This is a genomic window from Paracoccus halophilus (genome assembly GCF_000763905.1).
In the GTDB taxonomy this organism is placed as follows: Bacteria; Pseudomonadota; Alphaproteobacteria; order Rhodobacterales; family Rhodobacteraceae; genus Paracoccus; species Paracoccus halophilus.
In genome coordinates this window covers 24149-36662 of record NZ_JRKN01000030.1, presented here as the reverse complement: position 1 = coordinate 36662, position 12514 = coordinate 24149, and the positions used below count along the sequence as shown (strand labels likewise).

Genomic DNA, 12514 nt, shown 5'->3' with positions numbered 1-12514 from the left:
CGGGCAGCGTGCTGATGGTAGTCTCCGACATGTGGCATATCCCTTTCTCGGCTGAGAATTGACGGCGTCTGAACACCGCCATGATATGCCGCCCCTCAGGGCATCACCAACTTTCGCGCGTTACTCAGGTTCTGGGCGGCAAGGTCGTCTTGCAGAACGTCACCGGCGGCGTCGGTGCCATCGGCCTGAACCAGGCCGAGCGCGGCAAGGCCGACGGCTATACGCTGCTTTACGGCGCGGAAAACCCGCTGCTCTACAAGGTGATGCAGCTGGGCCAGAAGGATTATTCCGATTTCGTGCCGGTGAACGTTCTGGCGCGCGGCATTCCGATCCTGGTGGCCAGCCCCGATGCGCCCTTCGACACCTTCCCCGAGATGCTGGACTACATCAAGGCGAACCCGAAAACGGTCAAGTTCGGCTCGACCGGGCCGGGGGGGCTGCCCTCGGTCATCGCGGCGATGATCCAGTCCAAGGCACCGATCGAGGTGACCTTCGTGCCCTATGACGGCGACGGCCCGGCGCTGACCGCCTTGCAGGGCGGGGCCATCGACGTGATGCCCGCCGTTCTGGGCGCCGCCATCGAATCGATCAAGGGCGGCAAGATGAAGCCCATCGCCGTCTTTGACACCGAAGCCGCGCCGCAACTGCCCGACACCAAGACCGTGGTGGAAACCAATCCCGAATACGCCGATCTGCTGCCCTGGGGGCCGTTCTTTGGCGTATTCGTGAAAAAGGGCACGCCCGACGACGTGGTTGCCAAGCTGACCGAGGCTTTCCAGGCCGGCGCCGGCAATGCCGATTTCACTGCCCTGATGGACGGCCGCGGCTACAAGATGCTGTCGCTGAGCGGGGCCGAGGCGCAGTCCTTTCTGGACGACTGGCAGGCCAAGACCTCGTGGCTGATCTGGGAGGCGGGCATCGCCAAGAAATCCCCCGAGGAATTCGGCATCGCCAAGCCCTGAGCACAGCTCCGGCCAGGCTGCAAGCCTGGCCCGGACCCGGATGATGCGATCCGACATGCGCCGCCCCGCCAGATGCCTTGATCCGGGGCGGCGTGCCTGTTCCAAGTCCCGCTTTAACCCCGCGCGAACCGCGCCGCGTTCAGACCAAGGGAGGTCCCGCGATGCAGACGACACCCGCACGTCGCCCCGGCGAGCTAATCTTCAACCTGTTCCTGTTCCTGTTCAGCCTGTTCCTGTTCTGGTCGGCCTATGGCATTTCCGGCTTTGAGGCGCTGTCCTCGCCCGGGGCGGTGCCGATGGCGACATCCGCGACGATGATCTATTCCGCTGGCGCGATCCTGTGGGAGGTGTTTCGCAAGCCGCAGGGCAGCGCCGAGACGCTGACCGGCAATATCGTTCCGCAATCCATCGTCGTCACCATCGTCATGGTCGCGCTTTATGCGCTGCTGCTGCAGCCGCTGGGCTTCATTCCGACCTCGATCCTGTTCCTGATGGTGATGATCCGCTACCTGTCGCGGCGCGGCTGGGGCTTTTGCATCGGCGTTTCGGTCGGCACGGTGGCGCTGATCTATCTGATCTTCCGCCTGATCTTCACCGTGCTGATGCCGCAGGGCATCGTCCCCGAGGGCGAGATCCTGGCCTGGTTCGGCAACCTGTTCTGATCGGAGCACAGCATGGAAATCATTTCAAACATCCTGATGCCGGTCACCGATCTGAAACTGCTGTTTCTGGTCGCCGCCGGTACCTTCGCGGGCATCTATGTCGGTGCCATTCCGGGTCTGTCGGTCACCATGGCGGTGTCGATCCTGATCTCGTTCACCTTTTCCTGGGATGTCTATCCGGCGCTGGCGCTGATGATCGGCATCTATATGGGCGGGGTCTATGGCGGCTCGCGCACGGCGATCCTGCTCAATATCCCCGGCGCGCCCTCGGCCATCGCCACGGCCATGGACGGCTTTCCGCTGGCCCAGCAGGGCAAGGCGGGCGAGGCCATCGGTATCGTGACCGTCGTGTCCTTCATCGGCGGCTTCATCGGCATTCTGGCACTGGCGCTGTTCGCGCCCTCGCTGTCGGATTTCGCCATCCGCTTTCAGCCGCGCGACTTCATGCTGCTGGCGATCATGGGCATTTTGCTGGTCGGCTCGCTGTCGGGCGAAAGCCTGATCAAGGGGGTATTTTCCGGCGCGCTCGGCATTGCCATCGGCGCGGTGGGCATGGACCCGCTGACGGTGCAGGACCGGTTCGTGTTCGGCATCGACGAGTTGCGCGGCGGGGTATCCTTTGTCGCGGTGATGATCGGCATGTTCGGCGTGGCCGAGGCGCTGGCGCAGCTGCACACGGTCAACACCCCGGCGGTCAAGCAGAAGGTCAGCGGCATCATCCCGTCCTGGGCCAAGGTGCGCAAATGCCTGCCGCTGGGCCTGCAGACATCGACCATCGGCACGGTGGTGGGCGCGCTGCCCGGCACCGGTGGCGATATCGCGGCGCTGATGGCCTATGATTATGCCAAGCGCGTGACCCCGAAACCCGAAACCCCCTTCGGCAAGGGCGCGATCGAGGGGCTGGTCGCCCCGGAAACCGCCAACAACTCGGCCGTTGGTGGCGCCTTCATCCCGATGATGACGCTGGGCATTCCGGGCGATGCGGTGACCGCGATCATGATCGGCGCGCTGTTCATTCACGGGCTGAACCCCGGCCCGATGCTGATGGTCGAGCAGCCGCACATGTTCTGGTTCATCGTCGGCGCGCTGATGCTGGCCAATATCTTCATGCTGATCTTCGGCCTGACCGGCATCCGCCTGTTCGTCAAGATCGTCGAGCTGCCGCGCACCGTGCTGCTGCCCGTGATCCTCGTGCTGTCCATCGTCGGCGCATATGCGGTCAATAACAGCGTGACCGATGTCTACTGGATGCTTGGTTTCGGGGTATTCGGCTATTTCATGCGTGAATACGGCTATCCGCTGGGGCCGGTGATTCTGGGCGTGATCCTGAGCCGGCTTCTGGACGATAACTGGCGCCGGGCGATCATTTCCGAACAGGAAAGCTTCCTGGGGCTGATGCGGGGCATCGTGACCAGCCCGCTATCGCTGGTCCTGTTCGCCACCGTCTGCCTGATCATCCTGTCCAACACACCGCTGTGGCGGATGATCCGTCGCCAGAAAGAGGCATAGGCCATGCAGTCCCCAGCCGATTCCCTTGCCATTGCCGTTGCGGGCGCAGGTGCCATAGGGCGCAAGCATATCGTGGCCCTGGGCACCAGCCGGGCGGCCCGGCTGGGGGCCATCGTCGATCCTTCGGACGATGCGGCAGAACTGGCCGCATCGCTGGGGGTGCCCTATCACAAGGGGCTTGCGGACCTGACCGGGGTGGCGGGGGTGGTCCTTGCCACGCCCACCGCGCTGCATCTGCAACAGGGGCTGGAATGCGTGGCAATGGGCCTGCCGGCGCTGATCGAAAAGCCGGTGACGGCCTCGGCCCCGGACGCACTGGTCCTGGCCGATGCGGCCGAGGCCGCGGGCGTGCCGATGCTGGTCGGCCATCACCGCCGCCACAATCCCCGCATCGCCCGTGCCCGCGAACTGGTGCAATCGGGCGCCATCGGGCGGGTGGTGGCGGTGCAGGCCTCGGTCATGCTTTGCAAGCCCGACGATTACTTTGCCCCGGAATGGCGCCGCCAGCCCGGCGCCGGGCCGGTTCTGACCAACCTGATCCACGATATCGACTTTCTGCGCCATATCGTCGGTGAAATCGCCGATGTGCAGGCGGTGCAGTCGAACGCTCTGCGCGGCTTTGCCGTCGAGGATACCGCCGCCGCGATCCTGCGCTTCGAAAACGGCGCGCTGGGGACCGTCACCGTATCGGATACCGCCGCCGCCCCCTGGAGTTGGGAGCTGACTTCAGCCGAAAACCCCGATTACCCGCCCACCGGCCAAAGCTGCACCTGGATCAGCGGCACCCATGGCGCGCTGGAACTGCCCTCGTTGCGGATGTGGCGACATCAGGACGGCCCGCGCGGCTGGTTCACACCGCTGGGCGCGCATGAGGCAGACGTGCAGGACGCCGATCCGCTGCTGCTGCAAATCGACCATTTCGCCGCCGTGATCCGGGGCGAGGCAGCGCCGCTGGTCAGCCTGCGCGATGCCGCCCGCTCGGTCGCGGTTGTGGACGCCATTCGCCGCGCCGCCGGAACGGCCGGGCGCGAGACCATCATGGAAAGGGAAATCCAATGACCGAAGGCATCCGTCTGGGTCTGATCGGCGACAATATCGTCGCCTCGCAATCGCCGCGCCTGCACCGGCTGGCGGGGCTGCAAAACGGCCTCGCCGTGCGCTATGACCGGCTGATCCCCAAGGTCGAGGGCAAGCCCTTTGACCAATTGTTCCAGCATGTCGCGGGGGCCGGCTATCGCGCCGTCAACGTGACCTATCCCTATAAGGAACGCGTCGCCGCCAAGGTGGTGATCGACGATCCGCTGGTGCGGGCCATGGGGGCGGTCAATACCGTGGTTTTCGATCAGGGCGGGCCGCATGGCTATAACACCGATCATTCCGGCTTTATCCGTGCCTATCGCTGGGTCAGGGGGGATGCCGCGCCCGGGCCGGTGCTGATGATCGGCGCCGGCGGGGTGGGCAAGGCGGTGGCCTTTGGCCTGATCGCGCTTGGCATGACGGAATTCCGGATCGCCGATCGCGACCTGCCCAAGGCGCAGGCGCTGGCCGCGGCGCTAGGGGCCGCGCGGCCCGGCCTGACCGTCCTGACCGGCACCGACGCCGCCGAACTGGCGGCGGGCGCATCCGGCATCGTGAACTGCACCCCGGTCGGCATGGTCGGATACGAGGGCACGCCGCTGCCGCGCGCGCATCTGCAAGGCGCCGCCTGGGCCTTTGATGCGGTCTATACCCCGGTCGATACGCAGTTCCTGCAGGACGCGGCGGCCGAGGGGCTGCAGGTCATTTCGGGATACGAGCTGTTCATCGGCCAGGGGCTGGATTCCTGGACGCTGTTCACCGGCCTGCCGCTGGACGAGGCCCGGCTGCGCCAGGATCTGGCGGATGGAAAGGACACGGAATGAAAACCTCGATCGCCACGGTTTCGCTGTCCGGCACACTGAGCGAAAAGCTGGCCGCCATCGCCGCGGCCGGCTTTGACGGGATCGAGATATTCGAACAGGATTTCATCGCCTCGGATCACAGCCCGGCCGAGGTTGGCCGCATGGTCCGCGACCACGGGCTTGAGATCACGCTGTTCCAGCCCTTTCGCGATTTCGAGGGCCTGCCCGACCCGCATCGCAGCCGCGCATTCGCCCGCGCCGCCCGCAAGTTCGAGCTGATGAACCAGCTTGGCACCGATCTGATGCTGGTCTGTTCGTCGGTCCATCCGGCGGCCATGGGCGGCATCGACCGCATGGCGCAGGATTTCCGCGACCTGGGCGATCTGGCCGCGCAATACGGCGTCCGCGTCGGGTTCGAGGCGCTGTGCTGGGGCCGGTTCGTCAGCGATCACCGCGACGCATGGGAGGTGGTGCGCCGCGCGGGTCACGACAATGTCGGGCTGATCCTGGACAGTTTCCACACGCTGGGCCGCAAGATCGATCCCGGCTCGATCCGCACCATTCCGGGCGACCGCATCTTTTTCGTGCAGCTTGCCGATGCGCCCGCGATCGACATGGACCTGCTCTACTGGTCGCGCCATTTCCGCAACATGCCGGGCGAGGGCGATCTGGACGTCACCGGCTTCATGCGCGCGGTTCTGGCGACCGGCTATGCCGGCCCGCTGAGCCTTGAGATATTCAACGACCAGTTCCGCTCGGGCCTGCCGCGTCTGGTGGCGCAGGACGGCCATCGCAGCCTGATCGGCGTCATGGACCGCGCCCGCCGGTCCGAGCCGGCGCTGGCGGTCGATCTGCCGAAATTTCCGGCGCCGCAAGCCGTGGACAGGATCGAATTCATCGAATTCGCCAGCAGCGAGGGCGAGACGACCGGCATCGAAACCCTGCTGCGCCAGACCGGGTTCAGGCCCGCCGGCACGCATGTGTCGAAACCCGTGACGCTGTGGCGGCAGGGCGGGGTCAACCTGCTGGTCAATACCGACAGCATCGGATTTGCCCATACTTCCTATGTGGCGCATGGCACCACGGTGTCGGAAATCGGCCTGCATGTCCCGGATGCCGATGCCGCATTCCAGCGCGGCACCGCCCTGCTGGCGCGTCCGCATGCGCAGGATATCGGCGCGGGCGAACTGGCCATCCCCGCCATTCGCGGCATTGGCGGCAGCGTGATCCGTTTCCTCGATCAGCCGGACGGTCCGGGCGATATCTGGCATGTCGATTTCCGCCTGAGCGACCCCGAGGCGATCAGGGGCGCCGGGCTGACCGGCATCGACCATTTCGCCCAGACCATGGCCTATGACGAGATGCTGAGCGCCTCGCTTTACTATACCGAGGTTCTGGATGCGCAAAAATCGCCGATGGTCGACGTGATCGACCCGGACGGGCTGGTGCGCAGCCAGGCGATCCGATCCGGCGGGATGCGGGTCACGCTGAACGGCGCCGAGGCGCGGCGCACGCTGGCCGGCCGCTTTATCGAGGAAAGCCTGGGTGCCTCGGTCCAGCATATCGCCTTTGCGACGGATGACATCTTCGCCACGGCCGAGGCGCTGGCTGCCTGCGATTTCCCCGCCCTGCGCATCGGCGAGAATTATTATGCCGATGTCGAGGCGCGTTTCGGACTGGACCCGGCGCTGACCCAGCGTATGCGCCGCGCCAATATCCTGTATGACGAGGATGCGGGCGGGCAGTTCTTTCAGCTTTATTCGCAACCGCGGCCCGACGGCTGTTTCTTCGAGATCGTCCAGCGTCAGGGCGATTATCAGGGCTATGGCGCCCCTAACGCCCCCTTCCGCATCGCCGCGCAGAAACGCAGCGGCCGTCCGGCCGGCATGCCGCGCCATTAGCGCAGGGGCGGCCGCCGGGCTGCCCCGCCGTTTTGTCAGCCGTAATCGGCCAGCAGCGCCTCGGCCGCAAGCCGCCCCAGTGCGTTCGAGGCCAGCGGGCTGTCCCCGGTCAAAAGCTTGCGGTCGCGATGGACCATGCCGGTGATATCGTCGTCCAGCACCTTGATGCCGTGCTTTTCCAGCGCATCGGGAAAGACGCAGATCTCATGGCCCTTGAACGGATAGCCCGCATCATCCGCAGGGGCCAGCAGGCAGGCCGGGCCGTGGCACAGCGTGACGAAATAGCGGTCATTGGCCAGCGCGCAGCTAAGCGCCTTTGCCATATCCGCGCTGTCCGGGATGCCATTCAGCGCGCCATGCCCGTCTGGGACTATTACTGCGGCGTAATCGTCCAGCGGGCCGGCCAGCACATCGGCCAGTTTCCGTGGCTCGCGACTGGTCGGTGCCCGACGTCAGCACGCTGGGCAGCCGCCAGAAGACGCTGGCCGGCGAACATCCCGTATCCCCGCGCTGGTGGGCCCAAGCGGCGCGTTCGCCGTTGTCGCTCGGACCCATGGCGCGACACGGCTCACGGCGCAGGATCCCCCTCGGGATCGACGAGGAAACGCCGGAGATCCGCGCCGTCGAGTTCACCGCGAGCCATATCGTTGATGCACCGTTGCTAGCCGACCTGCTCGGTCAGATACCGGCATACCAGTCATAACCGATCTGGTCTTCCCAATAGCCGCCCTTTCCAAGGCCCGTTCGGGCAAGCGTCGATGTCACCTCGATCCGCATGATGTATTTCGCCTGCTTGTAGCCAAGCTGCCGCTCGACCCGCAGCCGCAGCGGCATACCATGCCCTACCGGAAGGGGACGGTCGTTCATCGCATAGGCCAGCAGGGTCTGGGGGTGGAAGGCATCGACCAGATCGATGCTTTCGTAATAGGCCATACCGCCGAAATCATCGGCGCAATGAAACACGACGAAACGCGCCGCAGGCAGCAGACCGGCCCGCGTCAGGATCTGCGCGAGCGGCACACCGGTCCATTTGCCGATCGCGCTCCACCCTTCCACGCAGTCGTGGCGGGTGATCTGGGTGCGCGCCGGCATGGCCTTCAGCGCGTCCAGCGTGAAGGCCATGGGGGTGTTGACCAGTCCGTCGACCCTCAGCGCCCAATCGGAAAAGCCGCTCTCCAGGTGACGCCGATAGACCTCGGACCGAGGCATGGTATTGCCGTTGGTGCGGAAATCGGGGGAAAGATCGGCCTCGGTGAACTCGGGCGCCAGCGCATTGCGGCCGATCAGGCGATGGGTGCCATAGGCAAGCCTTTCTCCGGTTCCGAGGACCATTTCGCGGAAATCCGGGCTGAAGGCCAATCCGGCCGTGCCGCCGGCAATGGCCGAAAAGCCAAGCCCGGCCAGGACCGCGCGGCGGGCGATGAGGCGAGCCATCAGTCTTTCTCCTTCGGAAGCCGGTAACGGCCGGTGATCATCGAGCGGATTTCGTTCACGGGGCCGGCCAGCACGACCATCAGCAGATGCACCAGCACGAAGAGGACAAGGCCGCCCGCGAACAGGAAATGCAGCGATCTGGCGGACTGGCGGCCGCCAAACAGGTCCAGAAGCCATGGAAAAACGGCGTTCAGCGCCGGCGACATCGTCATGCCGGTCAGCACCATGCCGGGGATCAGCACGATCAGAACCGAAAGATATGAGAGCTTTTGCAAAACGTTATAGCGCCGTGCCGCCGCTCCTTTCGGGAATTTCAGTCGGGCATGCTGCCGAATGTCGTGCCAGATATGCGCGGGGCGCATCTCCTCTGCCATCGGCAGGATGTCGCGCCGCAGATGGCGGTTGAACAGGCTGCGCAGCAGATAGGCGGCAAGGCCAAGCGCAAAAACCCAGGCAAAGGTCAGATGCCAGCGCCGCGCCTGCGCCAGGTTGTAGCTTTTCGGCAAGGTCGCCCAGGAGGGAAAGGCGCGGTTGCGCAACTGCCCGTTGCTGTCGGTCCATCGGCCGAGCACGCCCGTGGTGTCGAAGGTCAGCGACCCGATCCGCAGATAGCCGGTATTTGCCTCAGTCGCCCCGATCTGAAGCCAGGCGTGATCGGGGTTGGCGCCATATGCGCCCCAGTACAGCCGGGGATGGGCGTTGAAGATCATCAGCCCGCTCATCAAGAGGATCACGCAGGCGACGGCATTGGTCCAGTGCCAGAGCCGCGTCGACAGACGGTGCCGGAAGACCACTTGCCCGCCAGTGGCTTTGGCGTCGCAGGCGGGCCTTGTGGTGGCGATACTGCTGGAACTGTCGGCATGCATGGCGCTCTCCCGCTTCTGGAAATCTGCCGGCCCCGCGATCGCTCCGGGGAGCCCCGGGGCCGGCAGAATGGTCAGTTCATCGGCTTCATCGCATCGCTGACCATCATGTCCGGATGTTCGGCGCAGGCCTTGACCAGGGCGGCCAGCGCATCCTCGCCGCCCATCATGCCGTCTTCGGATGCCATGGCATCGTCAGAAGACATCATCCCGTCTTCCGATGCCATCGCGCCGTCAGAGGACATCATCCCGTCTTCCGCGGCCATGGCGTCATCGCCGGACATCATGCCGTCCTCGGCCGCCATGCCATCGGGGGCCATCTTTGCCGCCTCCATGGCAGCCATCATCCCGTCGTTGTCGAGCATGTTGAAGGCGCTGCAAGCCATGTCTTCGGCAAGAGCCGGGGCAGCGAGCGCGGTGGAAATAGCCAGTGCGGCAAGAATGCGGGTCATGGTGGTCTCTCCTAGTAAGCCGGAGACGCGCTTTTCTGTTTGCGTTCCGGCGGGTGAAATCGGCGCTTTCCAGCAGTCCGATCGATGAATCCGGGCCAGCCGTCACCGGACGCGGAAGCCGTTCACGTTGCGGCCCCGGCAGCGTCGCGCTTGGCTGGTGGTGTCAAGGGGTTGAGCACTGCCTCAGTGCATTTCCAGCACCGGGCGGACCCGGAATCTGTCCGGGAAGAAGGTCTTGAGATTGGCGATCTTGGGCAGATCATTGCGGATGATGTAGGGGCTGGAAGGGTTCAGCGTCAGGTAATCCTGATGGTAATCCTCGGCCCGGTAGAATTTCGAAGCTGTCTCGACACGGGTCACGATGGGGGCATCAAACAAGCCATCGTCCTCCAGCTGCGCGATATAGGTGCTGGCGATTTCGGCCTGCTCGCCAGTGGTGGCGAAGATCGCCGTGCGATACTGCGTGCCGCGGTCCGGCCCCTGATAGTTCAGCGTTGTCGGGTCGGCCACGACGGAAAAGAAGATCTGAAGCAACGTGCCATAGCTGACCTTTTCCGGATCATAGGTGATCTTCACCGCTTCGGCATGGCCGGTGGCACCGCTGCTGACCGCCTCATAACCGGGATTGGCGATACTGCCGCCGATATAGCCCGAGGTGGCCGACACCACGCCCTCGACATGCTGATAGACACCCTGCACACCCCAGAAACAGCCACCGGCAACGATGGCGGTTTCCATGCCGGTCTTGGCGGTTTCATCGACGGCGGGGGCAGGAACCGGCCTGCCCTCTCCGGCAAGGCCTGCCGTTCCCGAAAGGAACGTCGCGCCCGCAATCAGCATTGCAAGGCCAAGGACGAAAAGCCCGGTTTCGCGCCGTGGGCTGGGACGGATCGACATATGCATCAAGGTCACTCCTGAACGACAGGTTGCAAAGAAGGCGGGGGGCCGTCTTCAGGCGGGATGGAAGGTCATGGCGACGCCGTTCATGCAGTAGCGCAGGCCGGTGGGCGGCGGGCCGTCGTCGAAGACATGGCCCAGATGGCCGCCGCAGCGGCTGCAATGCACCTCGGTGCGGATCATGAAGTACGAATTGTCGGTTTCGGTGCCCACCGCCTCTGGCAAGGGTTGCCAGAAACTCGGCCAGCCGGTGCCGCTTTCGAACTTGGTGCCCGCATCAAAGAGGCCAAGGTCGCAGCCGGCACAGGCGAAGATGCCCTTGCGATGTTCGTTCAGCAGCGGGCTGGTGAAGGCCCGCTCCGTGCCCTTGCGGCGCAGCACGTCATATTGCGCCGGGCTCAGCAGGCGGCGCCATTCGTCTTCCGAACGGACAAGCGGAAAACCCTCTCGGGCCCGCGCGGCGGCGCCATGCAGCGCAAGCGGCGCGGCAGCGGTCATAAAAAGCAGACGGCTCAGAAAGGAACGTCGATCTGGCGACATGGTCATGCACCCTTGGGTTTGGCCCGGATCGGAGCGGGCTTACGGCATGTCCTTTCGCGCGGGCCGCAGGGGGCGTTACGCCGCTCACGGATTGGTGTTCGCTTTGCCCCGATTTTCGCGGTCTGTCCGGAAAATGCGGGAAAATCTTGTCGGCGGGGCGAAATGCAGTAACGATCAGCCCCTGAGCAGCGAATGGACAAGAAATGACGTCGCCCGAAGATCCCGAGGATCCTCTGGCCGTGCAGCTTCTGGCAGCCAATGCCGGGGACGGTCAGGCCTATGCCCGCTTTCTGCAGGCGGTCGCCCCCGTTTTGCGGGGCATCGTGCGCGCGCGCGGTCGCAGCCTGCCGCCCGATCAACACGAGGATATCGTGCAGGAGATATTGTTGGCCATCCATCTCAAGCGGCAGACCTGGGACCCCGCCTCGCCGCTTCGGCCCTGGCTCTATGCCATTGCGCGTTACAAGGTCATCGACGCCTGCCGCCGCCGGGGCATCAGGGTGCATCTGCCGATCGAGGATTACAGCGACGTGCTGCCCGCGGAGGAAGGGGCCGATCCGCTCGCCGCCCGTGACGACCGGCGCGAGGTTGACCGGCTGCTGGGACAGCTCGATCCGCGCTCGGCCGAGGTGGTGCGCGCCCTTGCCCTGCGCGAAGAGGCGCCCGGCGATGTCAGCGCCCGTCTCGCGATGTCCCCCGGCAATCTGCGGGTCACTTTGCACCGGGCCATGAAGCGCCTGGCCACGTTCGGACAAGAGGACAAGTCATGACAAGCACCGATGAACTGATCGCCCGGCTTGCCGAAGATCCGCCACCGCCTGCCTTCAGCCCGCGCCGGATTGCCGCCCTTGCCATGGCTTCCATCGCGCTGCCGGCGGCGGCGTTCCTGCTTGCCGCAGGTATGCGGCCAGCCCTGTTATCGGCCTGGGTCAATCCGCTGGTGCCGCTCAAGACCGCCCTGCCACTGGCGATCTGCGTTCTGTCGCTGCTGACCCTGCTGCGGCTGGCCCGTCCCGGCGCGCGGCCCGGCATCGCTGGCTGGCTGCTGTTGACGCCGGTGGCTGCCGCTACAGTACTGTGGCTTGGCGCCTTTGCTCTGCTCCCCCCGGCCGAGCGATTTGCCGAGGTCGGAATAGCCTCGGTGGGCGAATGCCTCGGCGCGATCATTCTGCTGTCGATCATTCCGACGGTCTGTATCCTGCGTCTCCTGCGTGAAGGTGCCGCGATGAATCCCCCCCTGTCGGGCGCGCTGGTCGGAATGACGGCGGCGGCAGGCGCCGCCACCGGCTATTCGCTCTTTTGCACGCAGGACAACCCCCTCTTCTTCGTCAGCTGGTATGGGCTTGCCCTGCTTGTCGTCACCGGGGCGGGCGCTGCTTTCGGAGGAAGAGTGCTGCGCTGGTGAGAGCCATCC

At 65.1% G+C, this 12514-nt stretch carries 14 protein-coding genes and 1 pseudogene; 9 read left to right on the top strand and 6 right to left on the bottom strand.

The window, feature by feature from the left end; genetic code table 11:
* The first annotated feature begins 80 nt into the window (after positions 1–80).
* The 6 genes from IT41_RS15825 (at position 81) to IT41_RS15800 (ending at position 6914) form a co-directional block, all read left to right on the top strand.
* On the top strand, positions 81–962 hold the full coding sequence (locus tag IT41_RS15825; protein ID WP_081967585.1) for a tripartite tricarboxylate transporter substrate binding protein: 882 nt from the start codon (positions 81–83) through the stop codon (positions 960–962).
* A 161-nt stretch (positions 963–1123) separates the two neighbouring features.
* On the top strand, positions 1124–1624 hold the full coding sequence (locus tag IT41_RS15820) for a tripartite tricarboxylate transporter TctB family protein (RefSeq protein ID WP_036743202.1): 501 nt from the start codon (positions 1124–1126) through the stop codon (positions 1622–1624).
* A 12-nt stretch (positions 1625–1636) separates the two neighbouring features.
* On the top strand, positions 1637–3133 hold the full coding sequence (locus IT41_RS15815; protein WP_036743201.1) for a tripartite tricarboxylate transporter permease: 1497 nt from the start codon (positions 1637–1639) through the stop codon (positions 3131–3133).
* Between the two features lie 3 nt (positions 3134–3136).
* A complete protein-coding gene (locus tag IT41_RS15810) occupies positions 3137–4192 on the top strand; it encodes a Gfo/Idh/MocA family protein (protein WP_036743199.1) in 1056 nt (351 codons plus the stop codon).
* Positions 4189–5034 carry a shikimate dehydrogenase family protein gene (locus tag IT41_RS15805; RefSeq protein ID WP_036743198.1) on the top strand — a complete coding sequence of 282 codons (846 nt, stop codon included), beginning with the start codon at positions 4189–4191 and terminating at the stop codon, positions 5032–5034. The genes IT41_RS15810 and IT41_RS15805 overlap by 4 nt, the downstream gene beginning before the upstream one ends.
* Entirely contained in the window at positions 5031–6914 is a 1884-nt protein-coding gene (locus IT41_RS15800; protein WP_036743195.1) for a bifunctional sugar phosphate isomerase/epimerase/4-hydroxyphenylpyruvate dioxygenase family protein, read from the top strand. The genes IT41_RS15805 and IT41_RS15800 overlap by 4 nt, the downstream gene beginning before the upstream one ends.
* 35 nt (positions 6915–6949) lie before the next feature.
* On the opposite strand, the gene IT41_RS15795 is transcribed toward IT41_RS15800, so the two are convergent.
* Positions 6950–7324 carry a type 1 glutamine amidotransferase family protein gene (locus tag IT41_RS15795; protein WP_139221737.1) on the bottom strand — a complete coding sequence of 125 codons (375 nt, stop codon included), beginning with the start codon at positions 7322–7324 and terminating at the stop codon, positions 6950–6952.
* A 164-nt stretch (positions 7325–7488) separates the two neighbouring features.
* Between IT41_RS15795 and IT41_RS22075 the strand changes: the two are divergent.
* A pseudogene (locus tag IT41_RS22075) lies at positions 7489–7611 on the top strand (IS5/IS1182 family transposase); the annotation flags it as partial.
* On the opposite strand, the gene IT41_RS21690 reads toward IT41_RS22075, so the two are convergent.
* The 5 genes from IT41_RS21690 to msrB all read right to left on the bottom strand — a co-directional run bounded on the left by IT41_RS21690 (position 7593) and on the right by msrB (position 11058).
* Entirely contained in the window at positions 7593–8123 is a 531-nt protein-coding gene (locus tag IT41_RS21690; RefSeq protein ID WP_269429323.1) for a molybdopterin-dependent oxidoreductase, read from the bottom strand. The pseudogene IT41_RS22075 and the gene IT41_RS21690 overlap by 19 nt on opposite strands.
* A gap of 224 nt (positions 8124–8347) precedes the next feature.
* On the bottom strand, positions 8348–9214 hold the full coding sequence (locus IT41_RS15785; protein ID WP_052081679.1) for a cytochrome b/b6 domain-containing protein: 867 nt from the start codon (positions 9212–9214) through the stop codon (positions 8348–8350).
* Positions 9215–9285: 71 nt separating this feature from the next.
* A complete protein-coding gene (locus IT41_RS15780) occupies positions 9286–9663 on the bottom strand; it encodes a hypothetical protein (protein WP_139221739.1) in 378 nt (125 codons plus the stop codon).
* 183 nt (positions 9664–9846) lie between these two features.
* Entirely contained in the window at positions 9847–10566 is a 720-nt protein-coding gene (gene msrA / locus IT41_RS15775; protein WP_052081678.1) for a peptide-methionine (S)-S-oxide reductase MsrA, read from the bottom strand.
* A 48-nt stretch (positions 10567–10614) separates the two neighbouring features.
* Complete coding sequence (msrB, locus tag IT41_RS15770) at positions 10615–11058, bottom strand: peptide-methionine (R)-S-oxide reductase MsrB (RefSeq protein ID WP_052081676.1); 444 nt, start codon at positions 11056–11058, stop codon at positions 10615–10617.
* Positions 11059–11303: 245 nt separating this feature from the next.
* On the opposite strand from msrB, the gene IT41_RS15765 reads away from it, so the two are divergent.
* Together IT41_RS15765 and IT41_RS15760 are read left to right on the top strand one after the other, a co-directional pair.
* The gene (locus IT41_RS15765; protein ID WP_052081674.1) at positions 11304–11870 is read left to right on the top strand and encodes a sigma-70 family RNA polymerase sigma factor; all 567 of its coding nucleotides are present in this window, start codon (positions 11304–11306) and stop codon (positions 11868–11870) included.
* Positions 11867–12505, top strand: a complete 639-nt coding sequence (locus tag IT41_RS15760) for an NrsF family protein (protein ID WP_036743190.1) — start codon at positions 11867–11869, stop codon at positions 12503–12505. The genes IT41_RS15765 and IT41_RS15760 overlap by 4 nt, the downstream gene beginning before the upstream one ends.
* Positions 12506–12514: the final 9 nt, after the last annotated feature.